Genomic DNA, 21,473 nt, shown 5'->3' with positions numbered 1-21,473 from the left:
GTTTAGGTAAGATGTAGCAGTAATGCCAATAATGATGAGCATAAATGTGCTTATAAGGCGTCCCGCAGCGCGTTACTGTATGCCCACTTCAATCAGCGAGCAGGAGTGGCGGGATATGGCGAAGAAGCCTTTTCGAGTAGTGGTCATCGGTGCGGGAATGTCGGGAATTCTCGCCGGCATTAAATTGCAGGAGGCGGGCATAGACGATTTTGCGATCTATGAGAAGGCCGACCGCGTCGGCGGAACCTGGCGCGAGAACACCTACCCCGGCCTTACCTGCGATACGCCCTCACACCACTATACATACACCTTCGAGCGCAACCCGGACTGGAGCAGCTATCTGCCACCGGGACCGGAGATACAGGCATACTTCGAACGCACCTGCCGCAAGTACGGCGTCGACAAGTTTATCCGCTTCAACGCGGAGCTCGACAGCGCCGAGTATCGCGACGGCCGTTGGCACCTGCAGTTGCAAAGCGGTGAGCGCGATGTTGCGGATGTGGTCATAGCGGCCTCCGGCGTGCTGCACCATCCAAGCTACCCGGATATTGATGGCATGGAGAGCTTCCAAGGCGCGCTGTTTCACAGCTCGCGCTGGGACCACAGCGTGCCGCTGGAAGGCAAGCGCATAGGCGTGATCGGTACCGGATCAACCGGCGTGCAGATTATCTCAGCGCTGGCCGGCAAGGTCGATTTGATCGAGCACTATGTGCGCACACCACAGTGGATCATGCCGGTAGAGAACACACCCTACAGCGAGGAGCAGCGCCGCGCGTTCCACGATGACCCGGCGGCGCTGGAAGAAGTGATGCAGACCGAGGAGTACCTCGCCAGTGTCAACAGCTACACGCAGGTGATTACCCGCGAGAACCCGGAGGCGGCGGAGTTCTGGAAGGCCACCTGTCTGCAGAATCTGGAAGCGAGTGTTGCTGACCCCGTACTGCGTGAAAAACTGCGTCCCGACCATGAACCGCTATGCAAACGCCTGATCTTTTCGCCGGACTACTACCAGGCGATCCAGCACCCGCAGGCGGCACTGGTCACCGAAGGGATAGAGCGCATTGAAGCCAATGGCATTCGCACCAGCGATGGGGCGCTGCACGAGCTCGATATTATTGTGATAGCCACCGGCTTCAAACCCGACCAGTTCATGCGGCCGATGCAGATTACCGGGGCTAATGGCGTGACCATGGAGCGCCTGTGGCAGGAGCGCCCCAAGGCCTACCTCGCGATCAGCATGCCTGACTTCCCCAATTTCTTTATGCTCAACGGCCCCAATGGCCCGGTGGGCAATTTTCCACTCATCGATATCGCCGAGCACCAGTGGCACTACATTGAACAGCTGTTGGAAAAAGTTCGCGCGAGTGAGGGCGCCGGGATATGTGTATCAGAGACTGCGCTGGAAGAGTTTGAGCAGCGACGAATTGCCGCCGCCAAAACAACCGTCTGGTTTGTTGGCGGCTGCAAAAGCTGGTACCTGGATGCGCAGGGTGTGCCTGCCAGTTGGCCGTGGGACTACGATCGGTTTGTTGCCGAGATGCAGCAGCCGAACTGGGAGCACTTCGAGCTGACTACGGCGGCTGAGAGCGAAGCGGCGGAAACGGTGGCATAACTTTCGTTGCCATAGACGGAGCAGCTATAGCCTTCAGTTGTTCGACCGGATTCGACAATGGGCTGCGAAGCGACAGCGGCGCGCGCGTTTAATCGGGCGCAGACGCTACCACTTTGTTTAATGCCGGGTCGTTGGGCGGGCGGTATACGCAGCGCGTACCCGCCGGGTGGTAGATATAGGCCACACAGCCGTTGCAGTTGTCACAGCCGGATTCACTGAGCTCGCCAGCGCGAAATTTATTCACCAGTGCCGGCTCGTGTATCAGGGCTCTGGCAAGCACCACACACTCGAACCCCTCCGCGACCGCCTGCTCGGCATTGGCCAGTGACTTGATGCCGCCGAGATAGGCCAGTGGCAGTGTGACGGCGGCGCGAATTTTGCGCGAGTATTCGAGGAAGTACATCTCCTTGAAGGTCACGTCCGGTTCGCTGGCGGCTGCGCCCTTCATCATGAAGGCGGTGAGCCAGTCACCCTGTGACTTCAGTACTTTTACGATTTCCTCGCGGTTCATGCGGCTGCCGAACATAAACCAGGTGGACTCCACATTGCGGCCACCGCTCAGCACCAGCATGTCGGCACCGGCGGCCTCCAGTGCCTGCGCGGTGACGATGCCATCCTCGACTTTGGCGCCGCGGCGGGTGCCGTCAGCGACATTGATCTTTGCCAGTACTGCGGTTGTCTCGCCCACGGCTTCTTTCACTGCGGCCAGTACACGGGCCGGGAAGCGCACGCGGTTTTCTGCACTGCCGCCGTATTCATCCTCGCGTCGGTTGCTCAGCGGCGAGATAAACTGGTTCAGCAGGTAGCCGTGCCCCATATGCAGTTCTACGGCGTCAAAGCCAGCATCCCTTGCCAGTTGTGCGGCGGTGACGAACTCCGCGATCACGCGTGTCATGTCGTCTTCATTCATGGCCCGCTGCAGGAAGTTACCCTTGAGCGCGCCGGCGGGGTTGAAGCCGGCACTGGAACTGATGGTGCGGCCTTTCACTTTCATACCGGTGACAAACGAGCCGCCGTGGGTGATCTGCGCGGAGATGGCCGCCCCTTCCGCGTGCACGGCATCGGTGAGTGCCCTCAGGTCCGGCAGGATTTCCGGGCGCATCCAGATCTGGTTGGGCAGGGTGCGTCCCTCGCGTGCTACCGACATATAGGCGACGGTGGTCATGCCAACGCCGCCGCGCGCGAGATCGCTGTGGTGTTTCACCAGTGCTTTGGTCGGAAACCCATCGAGGCACATCGCCTCGTTTGCGCCGGACTTGATAAAGTGATTGCGCAGTGTAAGTGGGCCGAGAGTGATTGGATCGAATGGCGAGGCAGGTGCGTTCATGCAGTAACCCGACGAGTCATAGTTGTTATGGAATATCGGCGGTTATCCTAGCAGTTTTACCCGGCATTGGAGAGGGGGTGCAATTACGGCTCAGTGGCCGGGCCGGGGTGAAAATCACTGCGCATTTCGTGCCAGCAGGGGTTGTCTTCGGGCACCGTCCCGGAACCTTCCGCCAGCGCTGCCGGGGAGATACCGGTGTTGGAAGTACTGCCACAGTTGGGCAGGGCGCCCTGCAGGCCGTTTGGCAGGCGCACATTCACACCACAGGCAGACTGTAATTGTGTTCTGGTCAGGCTGGTTACACCGCTAAGGTCGGTGCCTATAAACTGCGCGCCAGTGAGGTCTGCGCCGCTGAAATTTGCGCCGGATAGTTCAGCGCACTGAACCACCGGTTCGCGCCGCGTATCGTGTCGGTGTGAGACATAGCAGTTAAACACCGCACCGCGCAAATCGGCGCCCTCGAAATCCGCGCCGACCATGCGCGCGCCCTGCAGGTTGGCGTGTTGTAACCGGCTGCGCCCGAGGTAGGCGTAGCTCAGGTCCGCGCGCCCCAGATAGGCACCGGAGAAATCGCTGTCTTCGAGATCGGAACGCACCAGGCTGGCGCGGCGCAGACAGGTGTTGCGAAAGCGCACCGAATCGAGGTTGGCATTGGACAGGTCCACGTCCTCGAGCAGCGCGCGACTGAAATCCGCGCGTTGAAAATCCGAGCCAGAAACCACACTGTCCTTCAGATTGACCGCGACCAGATTCGCGCGGTGGCCGTAGGCGTAGCGCAAATCGGAATGCGTCATGGCCGTGCCCTGCAGGTCACCATCCTCGATATCCGCCGTCAGCCAGCGCACGTTTTTCGGTTTGAGGCCCAGCACTTCCGGATAGGCGAAATCCGGGTCGGGCGGCGCTTGTACAAACCTGTCCAGCAGCCAGGGCAGGGTGTGGCAGAAAAGACTGATCGCGAACATCGCAGCACCGAGCAGCCACAGGATGCGCGATGCGTTTGGGACGCGCCACGCCTCCCTGCGTAACTGTGTCATCGCGCCACTGAACAGCCGCAGTGCACCCCATACGGCCAGCAGCACAATACCGATATGGGCGATGGTGACGGGCCAGTCCCGCACCGGAAGATAGCGCCACCAGATCGCCATCAGCGTCGCCGGCACTGCGCCCCACATCAGGAAGATAAGCAGCGCCTCACGAAACCCCGCCGCCGACATGCCTTCACGCAGGCGAATAAGATCCATAAATAGCCAGGAATTGGCGCTGCGTTCAATGCGGGTGCCATCGGGCAATACATCCGGCAGGCTCGCGATACTCTGCCAGAACCGGGTCATATAAAACTGCTGGTAGGCGAACAGGAAGACCAGGATGACGGGTGCTATCCAGAACAGCGACGCCGCCGGGATGCTGGTCGACAGGTTCGGCATCACCGCTGAGGGCGCATTGGTAAAGATGGATACATCCGGCGTCGAGAACACCGTGAGCACGATAAACGCATTCACCAGCAGCAGAAACAGGTACAGCCCCCGGGCAATACCCGCAACATCGCCGAGATGCCCTATGCGATCGATACTGGCCAGTGCTGGCGGCAGGCGCATGCCGGTCAGGTCGGCGCCGGCAATATCGTCTGCGGTGAGGCCACAGACATCGCCCAGGTCGGCGTCCCGCAGCTGCGCTTTGGCGAGACCTCGCACGCCCTGCATTCGGGCATTGCCAAACTGGGCCCGCACCAGTATGGCATCGCTGAGGTCTGCGTTTTCCAGCACCGCGCCATCGAGTTGGCAGGCGGTGAGATCCGCGCCGCGCAGGTCCGCGCCGGCCAGTTGGGCACTGTGCATATCGGCGCCGGAGAGATCGGCCTTCTGCAGTGTGCAGCCGTTGAGTTCAGCGCCTGCCAGATCAGTTTCTGCGAGTACCGCGCGACGACCACTGCTGCCATTGCTGGTTAACCAGTCGGCGTGCTCTTCCAGAATATAATCCAGGCCATCGAAGTGGGTGGCTGCAGCGTCGCGGGTATCCATACCCCCAGTTAAGTCAAGCCCCGGGCGCTGGTCAAGTGACCCCCTGCGACGCGTTGAGCCCGGCTCCGCAGGGTGGGTTGCTATAGCGCTTTAGGCGGCAGTGTCTTTGAAGCGGTAGCGTATCGGCATGGATTTCAGGCCGCCGACAAAGATCGCCTGCACCCATTCGGGCTCGGCAGCCAGTTCTATCTGTGCAAGGCGTGGCAGCAGCTCGCGAAAGAACACTTCCACTTCCAGTATCGCCAGGTGCTGGCCGAGACACATGTGTCCGCCGTAGCCAAACGCGAGCTGATTGCGGTTGTCGCGTTCAATATCGAACACGTCCGGATTCTCGATCGCGTCACTGTCGCGGTTGGCCGAGGGATACCACAGGCACAGGCTCTCACCGGCCTTGATTGTTTTGCCCTGCAATACGACGTCCTCGGTGGGAGTGCGCATCATGTGCCGTACAGGGGATACCCAGCGAATCATCTCTCTGGCGGCCTGCGGCGCCAGATCGGGGTTATCCTGCAGTTTCTTCAGCTGCTCAGGGTGCTCCAACAGGGCTTTCAAGCCGCCGCTGATCGTGGCGGAGGTGGTGTCGTGGCCCGCCGTGGCGGTGATGATGAAGTAGCTGATCTGATCGAGCTGCTCCATCGGCTCGCCGTCGACCAGTGCGTTGGCGAGAATAGAGGCGAGATCACCCGTGGGGTTCTTCTTGCGGTCTTCCACCACGGCGGTGAAATAGGCGAAGAAGTCCATCAGTACCGCCATGCCGTCATTCACATCGCCGCCCCGGGATTGTGTCGGGTCCTGGCCGCCGAACAGTTCCTGCGTCAGCTTCAGCATCATAGCCTCTTCCTCGGGCGCGACACCGATGATCGACATGATCACCCGCAGCGGGTAGAGCAGCGCGATATCCTTGACGAAATCGCACTCGCCGCCCATCGCCTCCATCTTGTCGACATACTGGCGCGCGATGGTTTCGACATCACCGCGCAGTTTGCCGACGGGGCCGGGCTTGAACCAGTCGCGCGTGACATTGCGTAGCTTCTTGTGCTTGGGGTCGTCCATGTGAATGAGTGTTTCAAGGCCGTTGCGCGTGCCAAATTGTTCCAGCAGCGCGCGCTCAAACGCCTGTTGAATCAGCACCGTGCGTGGGTTGTTCAGAAACTTGGCGTTGTTCTGGCTGATATGCTTGATGTCGGCGTGCTTGGTGATCGCCCAGAACGGTTCGAAATCCGGGTGCTCCACGCGGCTGACAGGGTCGTTCTCGCGCAGCGCTCGGAACAGCTCATGCATTGTGTTTTCATCGCCCATGACGGCGGGGTCCAGTAACTGTTGTGAAACGCTCATGTTGCTACCCGGCTGTAAAAAAGAGGCGAAAAGGGTACACAGAGAGTGAGTAATTATCCAGACTCTTTGTCGGGGAATATCGGAATTCAAGCTTTCCCCGGTGATGTCGCGAGGTCATCGCCCGGCGGGGTAGGGAATGGTGTGGGGAATATTGCGCCTCTGTGCACGCCAGCAGCGCGCTAATCCAGCGCTTCGACTTTGATATACAGCGCGGTAGAGGAGGCCTCACTGGCACGTCCGCTGGAACCGATACCGCTGGCCTGCTGACTGCCCGAGGTATTGATCGTGCCGATAGGCAGCCATTCGCCGAGCCTGCCGGAGACATCTGAGCGCAGCTGCTGTGTGGCGACGGTGCGCCCTTCGAGCTGGTCGTTGCTCTGGTCGATGCTGACTCGCACTGTGTTGTCATTGAGCCAGGCCGTGGCGTAGAACCCCTGCAGTGCATTCACATAATCCTGCTGCATATAGCGGTTGCCATCGGCGCCCAGCGTGTAGGTTCGCACGGGGGCGCTCATGCCCGTGGCGATATACGCCGGCATCCCCTCCGTCGCTCGCACGGCCTGCGAGCCTTCGCCGCTGCTGGTGCCCGAATGATTTTCAACGCGAATGGTGGTGCGGCTCCCCGAATTACCACTGTCGATACTGCGCCCGCCGCTACCGGTGCGGATTACCGTATTGCCAGAGCGAATGACGCTATCGACGTCCACGCCCTGACGGTGGTCGCTGCCGGTGCTGTCGCTGCGCACAGATATCTGTAGCTGCCGCCCGGCCTTGTCCAGGCTCTTCAGCAGCTCGCGTGTTTTCTCCAGTTCCTCTGGGGTCGCGTTCAGAATCAACTGGTTTTGATAGGCTGTCACCGTGCTGCCCGCAGAGAGATAGGGCTTGATCACCGGTACCAGTTGCGCCGGGGTGGCATAGTGCAACGTGATCGGCGTGAGCACGCGCTGGGCTAGCGCGAGGGGCGCTGCGAAAGCCAGGATGAGGATCAGAAAGAGTCGCATGGAGAAATCCTAACACAGGTTCACGCTGCCAATGTTGCGCATGGCGATGCTGCAATAGAGGTAGTTTGTCAGGTACAGGCCGTAAGGGGGGGCAATATTTATTGAATCGGCGTATGCTGTTTACCAGTGTCAAACTTCTTCGTTAGATAGAAAAATGCAATCGCCAAAAGCCTGTGATCTGTTAATCGTTGGGGGGGAGGGCGACCTTGCGCTGCGCAAGCTGTACCCTGCCCTGTATTCACTGTGGGTGAGTCATTGCCTGCCAGAAGACTTCCGCATATTCGCCGTCTCGCGGCGGGACACACCACAGAGCGAGTTTCTCGCCCAGGTGCGCACCTGGTTTGATACCAGTAAGTCCGCGCAGCAATACGATGAAAATGCCTGGCGCGATTTCACCTCAAGACTTACCTTTCACTCACTGGACGCCACTTCCGGCGAGGCACTGGCGCAGTTGCGCGAGGAGTCCCTCACCGACGCCGATCGTCACCTCGTTGTGTATCTGGCCACGCCGCCGACTATTTTCGGGCCGGTGTGCGAGGCGATCAAACTGGCGGGCCTGGTGCGCCCCAATACGCGGATTGTGGTAGAGAAACCGCTGGGTGAGGATCGCGAATCCTTTCAGGAGATCAACGGCCAGCTCACCGCGATTTTTGAGGAGCGGCAGGTGTACCGCATCGATCACTACCTCGGTAAGGAAACCGTGCAGAATCTGCTGGCCCTGCGTTTCGCCAATATGTTCCTGGAGCCACTGTGGAACAGCAAGTACATCGACAACGTGCAGATTACCGTGGCCGAGTCCATCGGTGTTACCGGGCGCTGGGAGTTTTATGACGGCGCCGGCGCGATGCGCGATATGCTGCAGAACCATATGTTGCAGTTGCTCTGCCTGATCGCAATGGAGCCCCCCGCACACCTGGAACCCACCGCGGTGCGCAACGAAAAGCTCAAGGTCCTGTCCTGCCTGCGTCCGTTGCAACAGGATATGCTGCGCGACAATGTCGTGGTGGGGCAGTATGTGGCCGGTACCGCAGAGGGCAAGCCGGTGCCGGGCTACTGTGAAGAGCAGGGCTCGGAAGCGAACTCGCGAACCGAAACTTTCATCGCGATCAAAGCACATATCGACAACTGGCGCTGGGCCAATGTGCCGTTTTATCTCCGCACCGGCAAGCGCCTGCAGACACAATATTCAGAGATTGTGGTGGAGTTCAAACCGGTACCGCACTCCATTTTCCCGTCGCAGCGCGCAATGGATGCGCCCAACCGGCTGATTATCCGGCTGCAGCCCGATGAGACCATCAGCCTGGAGTTGATGAACAAGGTGGCGGGGTTGGATGTGAAGATACCGCTGCGCACCGCGGCGCTCGACTTGAGTTTTCCCGAGGAAAACGAGCCGGGCAGTACCCCTGATGCCTACCAGCGTCTGCTGTTGGATGTGATCCGCGAAAACCCCACGCTGTTTGTTCGCTCCGACGAGGTGGAAGAGGCCTGGAAATGGGTCGATCAGATCAAGGCCCTGCTGGATGAAGTCGGCAAGGCACCGGAGAAATACACCGCCGGGAGTTGGGGGCCCACCAGCGCCGTTGCGCTGATTGCGCGCGATGACAGGGCCTGGCGGGAGTTCTCCTAGTGACCCGGCCCATGCACACCTTTGACACCAACGCCGAGCTGTCGACGGCGCTCGCGGTGCGTATTGCCGACGATCTGGCATCGGCCATCGCCGAAAACGGCAGTGCCACGCTTGCGGTATCTGGTGGCTCTACTCCGCGACCGCTGTTTGAAGCGCTATCCCGGCAGGTATTGGACTGGTCACAGGTGGCCGTCACCCAGGTGGATGAGCGCTGGGTGGATGAGACGCACAACGACTCAAATGCTCGGCTGATAAAACAACACCTGTTGCAACACGAGGCCGCCGCTGCCGAATTCCTCTCGATGAAAACACCCGAGGATTCGCCGTTCACCGCGGAACGGGCCGCCAGCAGCAAACTGCAGCGCTTTGCCGCCGGTATCGACGTACTGGTGCTCGGCATGGGTGAGGACGGCCACACCGCATCCTTCTTTCCCGGCGCCGGCAGCCTGATGCGCGCGATGGACCCCACAGGGACAGATGTGTGTGTTGCGGTGCGACCGCCCGAGGCCGCACACGACAGAATGACGCTTTCGCTGAGCACACTGCTACGCGCAAGGCACGCCTACCTGCACATCGTCGGAGACGCCAAGCACGAGGTGCTGGCACTCGCCAGTGAAGCCGGTGATGTCGCACTTTTACCAATTCGCGCATTGCTGCACAGAGAAGCGCTTGCGCTGGACATTTACTACGCCAACAGGAATTGAATCATGTACCCGGTAGTGGAAGAGGTTACCGCGAACCTGCGCAGCCGCAGCAAGCTGACGCGACAGGCTTATCTGGATCACTGCAAACGGACGCGTGACGAAACCCCGCCAAAGCGCACGCTGTCCTGCGGTAATGTGGCGCATGGCTATGCCGCCTGCAGCGACACAGAGAAGCAGCTGATCGCCGGCATGGAAGCCCCCAACATCGGCATCATCAATGCCTACAACGATATGCTGTCGGCACATCAGCCGCTGGCAGATTACCCGGCGATGATAAAGAAACTGGCGCTGCAGCTGGGCGCAACCGCGCAGGTGGCGTCCGGCGTCCCCGCGATGTGCGACGGCGTCACGCAGGGCCAGCCGGGTATGGAACTTAGCCTGTTCAGCCGCGATGTAGTGGCTATGGCCACCGCGATAGGGCTCAGCCACAACCTGTTTGACGCCGCCCTGTGCCTGGGCATTTGCGACAAGATCGTGCCGGGCATGTTGATCGGCGCACTGCAGTTCGGCCACCTGCCCACCGCGTTTATCGGCTCCGGCCCGATGGCAACCGGCATCCCCAACAAGGAAAAGGCCGCCGTGCGCCAACAGTACGCCGAGGGCAAAGCGGATGAAGCGGCCCTGCTGGCGGTGGAATCCGCCTCCTACCACAGCGCTGGCACCTGCACCTTCTACGGCACCGCCAACACCAACCAGGTGATGATGGAAATACTCGGGGTGCAATTGCCGGGCAGTTCCTTCCTGCACCCCGATGACCCGCTGCGCCCGGCGCTGACCAAACGCACGGTTGAACAACTGGTGCAGCCCGCCGCAATCACCCAAACACGCCGACTGTGCGATGTAGTGACCGAGGCCTCACTGGTAAATGCGGTGATTGCGATACTGGCCACCGGCGGTTCCACCAATCACACCCTGCACCTGCTGGCCATTGCCCACGCAGCGGGTATCGATCTCACCTGGGACGACATGGACAAGCTCTCGCGCGCGGTGCCGTTGCTGGCGCGCGTCTACCCCAATGGCTCCGCCGACATCAATGACTTTCAGGCCGCAGGCGGCACCGCCTTTATCGTGCAGGAACTGCGCAGCGGCGGCCTGCTGAACGAAGACGTTGTCACCCTGCTCGGTAGCGGCCTCGAACCCTATGCACACAGGCCAACGTTCGACAACGAGCAGAACGTGCAGTGGGTAGATGCCGTAGCGGAATCACGCCGCATGGACGTGGTGCGCCCGGTCACCAATCCCTTCGCGCCCGAAGGTGGCTTGCGCAGCCTCGCTGGCAACCTCGGCAACTGCGTGATCAAAACCTCAGCGGTGGAAGAAGCGCACCAGAGCGTGACAGCCCCGTGCCGCGTATTTGAATCACAGGAGGCATTGAAAGCCGCCTTCGATGCAGGCGAACTGGACCGGGACGTAGTCGCCGTTGTGCGCTTCCAGGGCCCCGGCGCCAACGGCATGCCAGAGCTGCACAAGATGACACCCTACCTCGGTGTACTGCAGGATCGCGGCTTCAAGGTGGCGCTGGTTACCGACGGGCGTATGTCTGGCGCATCGGGCAAAGTGCCTGCGGCCATTCACCTCTCACCGGAAGCGATAGAGGGCGGCACGATAGGGCGGTTGCAGGATGGCGATGTGATTGAACTGGATGCCCACAAAGGCCAGTTAAATGTGCTGCTGCCCCGGGAAGAGTTGGAAGCCCGCCCGCTGGCACAGCTCACGCCACAGGAGCACACACTGGGCCGCAACCTGTTCGATGTGTTCCGCAGAAACGTCAGCAAATCCACCCGCGGTGCCTCCGTGTTCGGCGCCGCAGCGGATGCCAGCGCCAACGCCAGCGCCGACTGAGAATAAAACCATGTTAAAAGCACTCTTCCTCGATATGGATGAAACACTCTGCGATACCGCTGCGGCCAACAGAGAAGCCACGCGCCGGATGGCAGAAGAACTGACGAGACTGTACGGCGAGGCAGTTGACAGCCAGAGCGTGGCAGAGGCCTACGTTCGCGGCATGTATCGCCAGTGGAATGACAGCCAGCGCCAGCGCTACCTGCCCATTATCGCACAGCGCGGTGAAGGTACATTTCGGGCGCAACTCATTCGCGACCTGCTGGCCGAGCAGGGCATAAACGACGTCAGCCAGGCCACCGCCGAGGCCCTGCTGGACAAGTTCGACAAGGATCGCCTCGACGCATTCCACTTCTACCCCGGTATCGAAGAGTTCCTTGCCGAAGCGCGCAAACTGTTCACACTGGTCGTCATCACCAATGGCCCCGAGTACTCACAGGTTCCCAAGGTACAGGCCGTGCATCTAGCCCGGCATGTAGATCACATAATCATCGGCGGCCAGGAGCCCGAACAAAAACCTGCCGCATCAATCTTTGAAAAAGCACTGAGACTGGCCAACTGTGAAGCGCACGAGGCGATTCATGTGGGTGACAGCCTTGCAGCGGATATTGCGGGTGCGCATAACAGCGGCATTACCTCGGTGTGGATTCAGCACCAGCAGCCATTGGATGCGGAGCTGGGGATTAATCCGCATCATACGGTGCTGCATCCGGGGGAGATTCCGGCTTTGATTCGGGAGATTCATGGGGGGTAGGTGTTGGGGGCTGTACTCAGGATTGGATTTGGGTTTGTGTCTACATATAGACATGGCTAGTAGTCAGGCATGGCTATATCTACCTACACATGGCTAGATGTGGACACAATGGCTAGACTTAGCTACAACATATACATAACTGTTATGTGAATGCAGCTCTATAAAGTGAGACCGCCGGAGTGATTGATATGGATAAAAGATTAGATACGGAATCGTTTTTGCGCAGGGCAGGTCACACACCAGAAGAAGCAGAAAAACTGACGCTTCAACTTGAGCAACTTGCCCAGAAAAAAGACCGTAATGTTTCAGAGAAGGCAGAAATAATTGTAAGTCAAATAAGCTCTGTGCCCGGTCTGGGTTTCGAGCGGAATTACGCACAAGTAATTGTTGAAGCTCTATTGCTGAGCGGATTGTATGACGGGTTACAAATTGCATTAACATTATTAGGAAACTATTTTGGCAGTGCGGACCCAAGATCCGACGGTATAGAACCTGATGATCCAAACGCTCCGTGGAATCTGGTTGAAAAGGTGTATAAAGAAACACCAGAAGAAGTTGTTAGGCCCTTTGAAAAAAGTGCTCTAAAAGTTCAAAAAGAATTTCAAAAAACGGTACAAGATATGGTGATCGAAGAATATTCTGAAATGTACCCAGAAAGAAATATTAGGCTCATCGCACTTGGAATATCTCAAGGTATAGAGCGCGCCATTAGATCGGATCTGAAGTCCTAGTGGGTGGGCGTAATTACACACATAACAAGTAAAGGCTACGGACGGTTTCACCGCCGCAGCTTTTGGCGTTAACTGCTCGCCACCGATGAGGAAATAGCCAATGCCGGAGTGTGATAAGAACGAGCTTGACCTTGCAAAGTTTATATACAACCACAGCCATATTGAAGCTCAACTTTTCTGGCAAAGAAATAATTTCTTTTTCCTGGTCAATACGGCATTGCTGGGAGGATCTTTCTATTCGATATTCATCCCCAAAGAGGATCCTGAAATCTCTAACAAAATAGTAATTTTGATTTGTGTCGCGGGTTTTGTCAGCAGCCTATTTTGGTTGCTGATGAATAAGGCGAGCAAAGATCTCAATCATTCTCTAGCACGTGACTTAGAGGCCGTCATTAAGGGTGACCCCTATCTCCGTTCGAAGTTTCATAACACCTACAAAAAGAGAGCATTGAGTCCTACAGGGCTAAATCATTGGTTCATTGTATGTTTTCTAGTTGCTTGGATTTATGTTCTGTTGAGTCAACTACTATGCAGTTAACAAGCGACGGTGATCCCAAATCAACCCCGTAGCCAAATTCATTTACGCCATCTTCCACCCTTGCTGATCGCGAACCATAGCGTTCAAGATCGTCATCATCTTCCGCATACTGGCGGTGAGCGCGACCTTGCTGTGTTTACCCTGGGCGACGAGTTTATTGTAGAACGCCTTCATCACAGGGTTGTGCTGGTTCGCACACAGCATCGCCATATAGAGCATCGTTCTTATCGGCGCTCGTCCACCGCGTATGCGTCGTTTACCGCGCATAGAGCCACTGTCGCGGTTGAAGGGCGCCAGCCCGGTCAGGGCGGCGATCTGCTTGTGAGTGAGATGCCCGAGTTCTGGAAGCTCCCCCAGCAGTGTGTACGCGACGCCGTCGCCAATGCCTGGTACAGACGTGATAATCGAGCATGTCTCTTGCCACTCTTCAACGGTTGAGACGATGGTGGTGATGTGTTTCTCAAACCCAGGCGATCTCCTTATCCATAAGTTTTATGGAGCGCCGGTGTGATGCCTCCAGGAATTTCTGTGCCTTGTGTAAGCGATTCAACTCACGCGTACGCTGTTCATTCAGCTGTCGCTTACGAGCCAGCAAATCCCTGACTTTTCGGATCTTTTTATCAGGTAGTGGCCTTGGGTTGAGTGCCATGACTTTGCCAAAACGGGCGATCAGGTAGGCATCAATTTTGTCAGTTTTGGCCATGAGCCCCTCAGCTTTGGCAAACTGTCTGACCTTCAGGGGTTGAACGATGATGATCGGCAGCGCCTTCTCTGCGCAGGCCTCTGCGACCCTCCGTTCATACCCGCCAGTGGCCTCCACGACAACGTGTGTGAGCTTGTAGCGTTTAAGCTGTTTTACGAGCGCTTGGATGCCGGTGTTATCGTTTGCAACTTGCCAGTGTGTACCTAATTCTACAATGGCAATATCGAGAGTATCCTTCCCGACATCGATACCAACGTTACGTTCGGTGCTTCTACTGTCTGCAATGTAGATTGTGTTCATAACTCTCCCTTGCTACATTCGAGCTCGAGGCTCTTTCGACTGTTCGAGTTTAAAGATGAAATCGATGAGGCGCCCAAGCTTGTTAACGGGCTAGACTGTGTCTGCACCTGTGCGCAACCGGGCTGCCACACCGAAAACCTGCTGCTACAGGTTTGAGCCTCACTTTATCGCTTATGGGAAATATCTGAAAATGTTGGTATTTCGATCATACAAGCCCGGCCACACCGCCGCCTTCGGCGGCTGGACTCGCGGACAAGCCGCTCGCCTGGGCCAGCAGCGTTATACCTATGGACTGCTCATTGAATATTGAAGATTCAAAACATTATCTGCGTACTTTTGAAGATCAACTTTATGATTCTGTCTATCTCCTATATTTCTCATTTGATACCAATCAGGATCAATATCCCGATGACGTTATTAGACCTCTCACTAGAGCCTCGATACTGAACAGCATTCTACTTTTGGAAAGCGCGGCAAACAGCCTTATCGATGCTCTCGATTTGCCTTGCCAGTTTTACGCTGATATTGAAAAGCTGCCCGTGCTATCCAAGTATGAGTTTTTTCTGAGTAAGATAAAGCCTGAAATAACCTTCGATCGCGGTTCGTCCGAAGTACAAGGAATATCTGAGTTGAAGTCCATCCGTGACTTTTATGTACACCCTAAGATAAAGAGATCAAGATGGGACCGGATCGCTGAGAATGTCTGGGATACGGATTATGGTGAAACCAATCAATTGGGGTTTCCTCGTGATCCAAGTAGGTGGAGTAAGGAGCAAGCTATACTGGCTCTTAAAACAGTCAACAATTTCTTCAATTTGTATTTTCTAGTTTGGTGTGAGTTCTCTGCGGACACTGTTGTAGATTTACTGCTCAGCAGCGAAAAAGCGGATCTCAAAAGGCCAATGGGAGCAGCTATTGATTGTGTTGACGGATTGAATCGAGCCGTTACAGAATGGGGTATAGGTTTTGAGTTTATCGGGAAAAAGGTATAACGATAACCGGCAGTGCGCCCCCTTATGGCCCGGTTGCTAAAACCGCTGAGGCAGCGTTGATGTTGTAGAAAAACACTTAAAAAACAGTATATTTCTGATAAAATACAGCATCACCAACGGAGTGGTAACATGCCAAACTTCAAGCCCTACAGTAAGCGTTCAATTCCTGAGGAGCTATATGCCATACCCAATTGAAAGGAAGCTAGTTGTAGCGGTTTCATCAAGTGCTTTATTTGATTTATCTGAGTCGCATTCGGTTTTTGTCGAGAAAGGGCCGAAAGCCTATAAAAAGTTTCAAGAAGAAAATTTAGACAAGGTTCTTGAAAAAGGCGTTGCTTTTCCTTTTATAAAGCGCTTTCTAAAAATCAACCAGCGGTTTCCTGAGAAGCTGCCGGTCGAGGTTGTTTTATTGTCAAGAAATTCAGCCGCTACAGGTAAAAGAGTTTTTAGGTCAATTAAACATTATGACCTCGATATATCGCGGGCTGCATTCATGGAGGGAAAATCGCCCTTTGGATCAAGGGGTCAGAGTCCTTGATCCAACTACCCTGTCTTCGTTTTGGGGAAGCCTACGAAGGCTGTTTTCAAAGACTCTGCCCCCTTGATCCCGAACCCGGTACCCGCTATGAAAAAATTGCATTTGATAAGAATCCTCTTGGCCGTCCTTTTCTCGACATTCCCGATTAGCCATTTCGCAAATGCTCAACAGAATTGCTGGAGCAACACTGTTGAGAACATCCTACCCTATATGGATAGCTCTGCGAGAGCCACTGCAATCGAAGCTTTGACAAGGTCGGCTGCCAATGGCAATGCTATCGCACTCACGGAGTTGGGATGGCTGCTAGACCAGGGGATTTCTGTGCCTCAGGATTTGAAAGAAGCTTTCAAGTTCTATTCGAAGGCTAGCGCGCTCGGAAATGCGCGCGCCACAGCAAAACTGGGACTGATGTATGCAGAGGGCCGCGGCGTTGAAGTTGATTATGCCAAGTCTCTGGAACTCATGCTTTCAGCTGCGCAAGAGGGTGACTATGAGGCTCAGAATAATCTGGGGGTGATGTATGAATACGGCTATGGCGTTCCGCAGAGCAACGAAGAAGCTTTTTTCTGGTATCAGAAAGCGGCATTCCAAAGTTCAGAAACCGCTGAGTCAAACTTGGCCAACATGTATTACGAAGGCAGAGGTGTAAAGCAAGATACTGCTAAAGCCATTTTTTGGTATGAGCGGGCGGCGCGTGGCGGGAGCGCCGACGCGCATAACAACCTGGGGTCGATCTACTCCTCCGGGCCAGAGGAATTGCGAGACATGTACGCAGCTGTTTACAATTTTGCATCGTCTGCCGTTATAGGAAACCCCGCCGGCCAACTCAACCTGGGTAGAATGTACTGGCACGGTCAGGGCGGTCTCAAGGCCGACCAACAAAAGAGTATAGAGTTGATTTCACTCTCTGCGGAGCAAGGCTTTTCCGAATCAATAGAGATTCTCCGTAAACTGGAAGCGCTGGGAACCGCACCGACTGCGCTTTAGAAGATCAGGTGGCTGTCGCGAGTAATGAAAGGAATGGAATGGAATAATGGGGCCGCAACTATTCTCGCTCCAAATGGCTACCGCAGCCCCAAACAGTACGAGCAGGAATACTATGCACAGTATGCGTAGAAAACTGCCTACTTTTTGTGGGTGGGACCCGCTCAACAGGCGTGACCTCTCTGCCGACGAAAAATAAGGAAGGCGCTCATGTTTGACCATGTCAAATTCGGTGTTCGCAATATTGCGGTGAGTAAGACCTTCTACCTGAAGGCACTCAAGCCGATTGGAGTGACTGGGGTCACGGATTGGCCGCCAAACGGTACGGAGATTTATCAACCAACAGGCACAAGTTCTTTATGCCTGTAGCAGACCAAAGAGAAGCCCGCGCATCTGCACATTGCGTTCGTGGCTGAAAATCAACGTCAGGTCGACGCGTTCTATCGAGCCGCTCTTGACGCAGGTGGTCGAGACAATGGGCCGCCTGGGCTGCGGCCTCAATACAGTGGACAGTATTATGCGGCCTTTGTTCTTGATCCCGACGGACACAATATCGAAGTGGTATTCCATGGGAGCGAAGCCTAGCAAGTACGCGTTCAAGGGGTCAGAGTGCTCGACATTCAAACTGAAAAATATTCGCCGACATGTTAGCTTCGATACTCAAAGCTGCCGTAACGAAAACGATGGCAAGTGGCATAATCGCTTTAGGTAGCCAGTGCCGAATGCACACAACGATGCTAGCGCCTCCAGACCCGAATCTCCATTTCGGCGTTTCACGTCCGACTTCTGGACCGTGCAATGGGCGTTCCCTTACAGGAGATAGATAGATGATTGTTGATGCCTGGGCGCAGCACCCCACGTTGAGGCACTCGCAAGATCCCATTTTCGAGTCGCTGCGCCGGTGGACCAAAATGCCGATGCCGACTGAAGAACTCCCAGTCAGCATGACGCTCGGCATAATGGATCAGGGTGGTGTGGATCGTAGCCTGATATCGGCTTGGGTTGCTCCTCGCAATGTCATGATCTCCAACGATGAGGTCGCAGGGTTCGTGGCTGAGGCACCTGACCGGTTGGTGGGCGTGGGGTCAGTGGATATTTCGAAGCCGATGGAAGCCGTTCGCGAAATTCGGCGCTGCATAGATGAGCTGGGCTTCAAAGCGATTCGGGTCTTGCCCTGGTTGTGGGAGGTGCCGCCAATTGATCGTCGGTTCTATCCCGTGTACACCGCGTGCTGCGAACTTGGTGTTCCCTTCTGTACCCAGATTGGCCACACGGGGCCACTCATGCCGTCTGAGGTTGGTCGGCCAATTTACCTCGATCAGGTGGCTCTGGATTTTCCAGAACTGACAATCGTCGGTGGCCACATTGGCTACCCGTGGACAGATGAGGCGATTGCAGTGGCGACAAAGCACGAGAACGTATACATCGACACCTCGGCGTACACCGCCAGAAGATACCCACCGTCTTTAGTCGAGTTTATGCGCGGGCACGGCCGCAGCAAGGTTCTCTTCGGCACGAATTACCCGATGATCATGCCCGGCAAGGCGCTCGAGGATCTGCCTGAACTGGCTTTGGGGGACGATGTGCAGTCGCTATTCTTAAGTGGTAACGCGTGCCGAGTCTTCAATCTATAGTCAGTACACTGTGGCCCGACAGGTGCGCAAACAGCGCGCTCTTTTGGGGGCCAAGGTGTCAGAGTCCTTGATTTCGAAATGCCTAGTTTAAACGGTGTAGGATACGTACCTTAAATTCGATTACCCAACAACAACTGGACTGACGGTTGCTGGAAACGGCAGGTTTCTATCAAGTGTATCTTCAAGTACTCTGACCCTTTGATCTCCCTTCGGGACGCCCACCGCGTGGCCGACCATTCAATCAGCTGTAGGAAAAGGAGGCAGTATGACGATTCAGGATTGGGGGTCTATCGGTGAAATACTTGGAGCGATTGCTACCATCGCTACGCTTGTTTACCTTGCTACTCAAGTTCGCCAGAACACGCGAGCTCTGCAGGCCACAAGTATGGACTCAACGACCAAAACGGCCAATGAAATCAGAGCCAGCCTGTTTACCGACCCCGAGATTACCAATATCTACTTTGAAGGATTGAGAGATGTATCATCTCTGTCAGAGATAGACCGCGAGAGATTCAGGCTTATTATGACGAATGCTCTTTGGGCGTTCTGGAATACTTACTCGCAGTCTCAACTGGGCGGCAAGCAATCGTGGAATTCACAAAGAAACATTGTAAGCAGATTTTTGTCTCAGCCCGGCGGAGTATGGTTCTGGGAAAAATATCGAAACGAGTTCCATCCAGATTTCCAACGGGAAATTGACCAAATACTGAAGGACTCAGCGTGACTTCAGTTCTGACCCCTTGATCGAGTAAAGCGTGAAGAACCTGCTGTTCATATGCAGTCGAAATCAGTGGCGTAGTCCTACTGCAGAAGCTATATGGCGAAAGCGTCCTGATTGTAATGCAAAGTCTGCGGGTACTAGCCCTCGGGCTAGAAAGACGGTCAGCTCAGCAGACATCGTCTGGGCTGACATGATATTCGTTATGGAACAAAAGCATAAGAATAGGCTTAAGGCGTCGTTCGCCCGAATGCTGGAGTACAAGCCGATTTATGTATTAGACATACCCGACGAATATAGATATATGGACCCTGAATTGGTTCAAGAACTAGAAACAGCTGTTGCAGCTTATTTGGAGAGCTAGTGTCAAGGATCAAGGGGGCAGAGTACTCGATCCATTGTGCTGTCTTTGTTTTGGGGAGGCTTACGCCGTCACCCCTTCAACGCATGTTTACTCACGTTGATCAATGCCTCAATACTCGACATACGCGTGTAGTTGGGCCGAATGATAAAGGCAATGCGCCGGTGTGGGCTGGGTTCATTCAAGTGCACAGCGCTGAGCTGAGTATTTTGTGACACCAACTGCTCGATGGCCATCTCCGGGATCAGGGTCGTACCCATTTTGCCCAACACCATCTGGATCAGTGTATTCAGGCTGGTAGCGCCAAAGCCGTGATTGGCGGTTTGTTCCGATATCTTGCAGGTATCGAGTATCTGGTCTTTGAGGCAGTGGCCCTCTTTCAGCAGCATCAGGTTGCTGTGCGCCAGTTCCTGGCTGGTGATTTCCTTTTGTCGCGTATGCTCCTCGCCTTTCAGTGCCACCCAGTAGAAATCCTCCTGCCAGAACTCCAGGGTCAACAGCCCCTCGCAGTCGAACGGCAGCGCGAGGATAGCCGTGTCGATGGCACCGGTTTTCACCATGTCGACCACGACATGTGACTGCTCCTCCACAATATTCAACTGCGACTCGGGATACTCGCGATTGATCGCCGGCAGGATGCGAGGCAACAGGTAGGGCGCGATGGTGGGGATGACACCCACCGACATCGGAAAGCTCAGTGGCTGCTTCTGGCTGTCCGCCAGACGCTCCAGTTCCTCTACCTGCACAATGATGCTGCGCGCCCGGGCCAGCACTTCCCGGCCTACGGGGGTCACCAGCACTTTGCGGTTGTCGCGCTCGAATATTTGCAGGCTCAGCTGGTCTTCGAGCTCGTGTAGCGCGGTGCTGAGGGCCGACTGGCTGATATTGCACTCCCGCGCGGCCTTCCTGAAATGCAGGTGCTTTTCAACGGCCAGGGCATACAGCAGCTGTTTGGTGGAGATCATGGGCGCCTCGCTCGGAACAGACTCTATGTTCTATAAAATAGATCATAAATATAAATATAATCAAATTTACGGTACATGGGTAGCCTTTTACACTGGGTCCTCGGTTGGGGTGACGCAGATCAAACACTGTCTGCATCACCAGCCCCCGATGAAATCACGAACCTGTAACAGGGTTCATCACTGTAGACGAGGAGGCCTCAAATGGCACTTATCAACACCAAAATCAAACCGTTCAACGCCAGCGCTTTCAAAGGCGGCGATTTTATAGAAGTCTCCGACAAGGACATCGAAGGCAAGTGGGCGGTCTTTTTCTTCTACCCCGCTGACTTTACGTTTGTGTGTCCCACGGAACTCGGTGACCTGGCGGATCACTACGCTGAATTCCAGAAACGCGGTGTGGAAATCTACTCGGTGTCCACGGATACCCATTTCACCCACAAGGCCTGGCACGATTCTTCCGACACCATCGGCAAGATTCAGTACACCATGATCGGCGACCCGACCGGTGCCATCACCCGTAATTTCGAGGTGATGCGTGAAGAGCAGGGACTGGCTGACCGCGGCACCTTCGTGGTCGACCCGGAAGGCACGATCCAGGCGATGGAGATCACCGCCGAAGGTATCGGTCGCGATGCAGAGGACCTACTGCGCAAAGTGAAAGCGGCGCAGTACGTGGCGGCCCACCCCGGTGAAGTGTGTCCTGCGGCGTGGAAAGAAGGCGAGGAAACACTGGCACCGTCGCTGGATCTGGTCGGAAAAATCTAGCGCGGGCAACGCGTGAAAATCGCA

21 protein-coding genes are annotated in these 21,473 nt (G+C 55.8%); 14 read left to right on the top strand and 7 right to left on the bottom strand.

From position 1 onward, the window contains the following. Window positions 1-115: 115 nt before the first annotated feature. Window positions 116-1,612, top strand: a complete 1,497-nt coding sequence (locus AC0L6S_RS08990; protein ID WP_473428144.1) for a flavin-containing monooxygenase — start codon at window positions 116-118, stop codon at window positions 1,610-1,612. 88 nt (window positions 1,613-1,700) lie between these two features. Here the strand turns inward: AC0L6S_RS08990 and AC0L6S_RS08985 are convergent, their stop codons facing one another. From AC0L6S_RS08985 to AC0L6S_RS08970, 4 genes are all read right to left on the bottom strand, one after another. After that, window positions 1,701-2,939, bottom strand: coding sequence for an NADH:flavin oxidoreductase (locus tag AC0L6S_RS08985; RefSeq protein ID WP_473428143.1), 1,239 nt, complete (start codon window positions 2,937-2,939; stop codon window positions 1,701-1,703). 83 nt (window positions 2,940-3,022) lie between these two features. Next, window positions 3,023-4,957: a pentapeptide repeat-containing protein gene (locus AC0L6S_RS08980; protein ID WP_473428142.1), complete on the bottom strand. Its 1,935-nt coding sequence runs from the start codon at window positions 4,955-4,957 to the stop codon at window positions 3,023-3,025. Between the two features lie 90 nt (window positions 4,958-5,047). Beyond that, on the bottom strand, window positions 5,048-6,292 hold the full coding sequence (locus AC0L6S_RS08975; RefSeq protein WP_473428141.1) for a cytochrome P450: 1,245 nt from the start codon (window positions 6,290-6,292) through the stop codon (window positions 5,048-5,050). A 179-nt stretch (window positions 6,293-6,471) separates the two neighbouring features. Next, window positions 6,472-7,293 carry a secretin N-terminal domain-containing protein gene (locus AC0L6S_RS08970; protein ID WP_473428140.1) on the bottom strand — a complete coding sequence of 274 codons (822 nt, stop codon included), beginning with the start codon at window positions 7,291-7,293 and terminating at the stop codon, window positions 6,472-6,474. A 154-nt stretch (window positions 7,294-7,447) separates the two neighbouring features. Here AC0L6S_RS08970 and zwf point away from each other — a divergent pair, with 154 nt between their 5' ends. The 6 genes from zwf to AC0L6S_RS08940 all read left to right on the top strand — a co-directional run bounded on the left by zwf (window position 7,448) and on the right by AC0L6S_RS08940 (window position 13,489). Then, window positions 7,448-8,920 (top strand): glucose-6-phosphate dehydrogenase, encoded by a 1,473-nt coding sequence (zwf, locus tag AC0L6S_RS08965; protein WP_473428139.1) that lies wholly within the window; start codon window positions 7,448-7,450, stop codon window positions 8,918-8,920. Then, entirely contained in the window at window positions 8,920-9,624 is a 705-nt protein-coding gene (gene pgl, locus AC0L6S_RS08960) for a 6-phosphogluconolactonase (protein WP_473428138.1), read from the top strand. The genes zwf and pgl overlap by 1 nt, the downstream gene beginning before the upstream one ends. 3 nt (window positions 9,625-9,627) lie before the next feature. Beyond that, complete coding sequence (gene edd / locus AC0L6S_RS08955) at window positions 9,628-11,466, top strand: phosphogluconate dehydratase (RefSeq protein WP_473428136.1); 1,839 nt, start codon at window positions 9,628-9,630, stop codon at window positions 11,464-11,466. A 10-nt stretch (window positions 11,467-11,476) separates the two neighbouring features. Further along, window positions 11,477-12,220, top strand: a complete 744-nt coding sequence (locus AC0L6S_RS08950; RefSeq protein WP_473428133.1) for an HAD family hydrolase — start codon at window positions 11,477-11,479, stop codon at window positions 12,218-12,220. A 188-nt stretch (window positions 12,221-12,408) separates the two neighbouring features. Then, on the top strand, window positions 12,409-12,951 hold the full coding sequence (locus tag AC0L6S_RS08945; protein WP_473428130.1) for a hypothetical protein: 543 nt from the start codon (window positions 12,409-12,411) through the stop codon (window positions 12,949-12,951). Window positions 12,952-13,051: 100 nt separating this feature from the next. After that, a complete protein-coding gene (locus AC0L6S_RS08940) occupies window positions 13,052-13,489 on the top strand; it encodes a RipA family octameric membrane protein (RefSeq protein ID WP_473428128.1) in 438 nt (145 codons plus the stop codon). 42 nt (window positions 13,490-13,531) lie between these two features. Here AC0L6S_RS08940 and AC0L6S_RS08935 read toward each other — a convergent pair whose 3' ends face one another. Together AC0L6S_RS08935 and AC0L6S_RS08930 are read right to left on the bottom strand one after the other, a co-directional pair. After that, the gene (locus AC0L6S_RS08935; RefSeq protein WP_473428575.1) at window positions 13,532-13,846 is read right to left on the bottom strand and encodes a transposase; all 315 of its coding nucleotides are present in this window, start codon (window positions 13,844-13,846) and stop codon (window positions 13,532-13,534) included. A gap of 103 nt (window positions 13,847-13,949) precedes the next feature. Next, on the bottom strand, window positions 13,950-14,492 hold the full coding sequence (locus AC0L6S_RS08930) for an IS110 family transposase (protein WP_473428125.1): 543 nt from the start codon (window positions 14,490-14,492) through the stop codon (window positions 13,950-13,952). Window positions 14,493-14,791: 299 nt separating this feature from the next. Between AC0L6S_RS08930 and AC0L6S_RS08925 the strand changes: the two genes are divergently transcribed. The 6 genes from AC0L6S_RS08925 to AC0L6S_RS08900 all read left to right on the top strand — a co-directional run bounded on the left by AC0L6S_RS08925 (window position 14,792) and on the right by AC0L6S_RS08900 (window position 19,364). Beyond that, entirely contained in the window at window positions 14,792-15,484 is a 693-nt protein-coding gene (locus tag AC0L6S_RS08925; protein WP_473428122.1) for a hypothetical protein, read from the top strand. 178 nt (window positions 15,485-15,662) lie between these two features. Continuing rightward, window positions 15,663-16,022, top strand: coding sequence for a 5'-nucleotidase (locus tag AC0L6S_RS08920; protein ID WP_473428120.1), 360 nt, complete (start codon window positions 15,663-15,665; stop codon window positions 16,020-16,022). 87 nt (window positions 16,023-16,109) lie between these two features. Continuing rightward, entirely contained in the window at window positions 16,110-17,009 is a 900-nt protein-coding gene (locus AC0L6S_RS08915) for an SEL1-like repeat protein (RefSeq protein WP_473428119.1), read from the top strand. Window positions 17,010-17,414: 405 nt separating this feature from the next. Then, window positions 17,415-17,591, top strand: a complete 177-nt coding sequence (locus tag AC0L6S_RS08910) for a VOC family protein (RefSeq protein WP_473428118.1) — start codon at window positions 17,415-17,417, stop codon at window positions 17,589-17,591. Window positions 17,592-17,833: 242 nt separating this feature from the next. Then, window positions 17,834-18,640 carry an amidohydrolase family protein gene (locus tag AC0L6S_RS08905; RefSeq protein WP_473428116.1) on the top strand — a complete coding sequence of 269 codons (807 nt, stop codon included), beginning with the start codon at window positions 17,834-17,836 and terminating at the stop codon, window positions 18,638-18,640. A gap of 265 nt (window positions 18,641-18,905) precedes the next feature. After that, on the top strand, window positions 18,906-19,364 hold the full coding sequence (locus AC0L6S_RS08900; protein WP_473428112.1) for a hypothetical protein: 459 nt from the start codon (window positions 18,906-18,908) through the stop codon (window positions 19,362-19,364). 426 nt (window positions 19,365-19,790) lie between these two features. On the opposite strand, the gene AC0L6S_RS08895 is transcribed toward AC0L6S_RS08900, so the two are convergent. Continuing rightward, a complete protein-coding gene (locus AC0L6S_RS08895) occupies window positions 19,791-20,684 on the bottom strand; it encodes a LysR substrate-binding domain-containing protein (RefSeq protein ID WP_473428110.1) in 894 nt (297 codons plus the stop codon). A 201-nt stretch (window positions 20,685-20,885) separates the two neighbouring features. Between AC0L6S_RS08895 and ahpC the strand changes: the two genes are divergently transcribed. After that, complete coding sequence (gene ahpC, locus AC0L6S_RS08890) at window positions 20,886-21,449, top strand: alkyl hydroperoxide reductase subunit C (RefSeq protein ID WP_473428107.1); 564 nt, start codon at window positions 20,886-20,888, stop codon at window positions 21,447-21,449. Window positions 21,450-21,473: the final 24 nt, after the last annotated feature.

It is taken from the genome of Halioglobus sp. D3-4 (assembly GCF_055809315.1).
The sequence above is the reverse complement of the archived record's forward strand: the minus strand, read 5'-3'. Positions and strand labels throughout refer to the sequence as shown.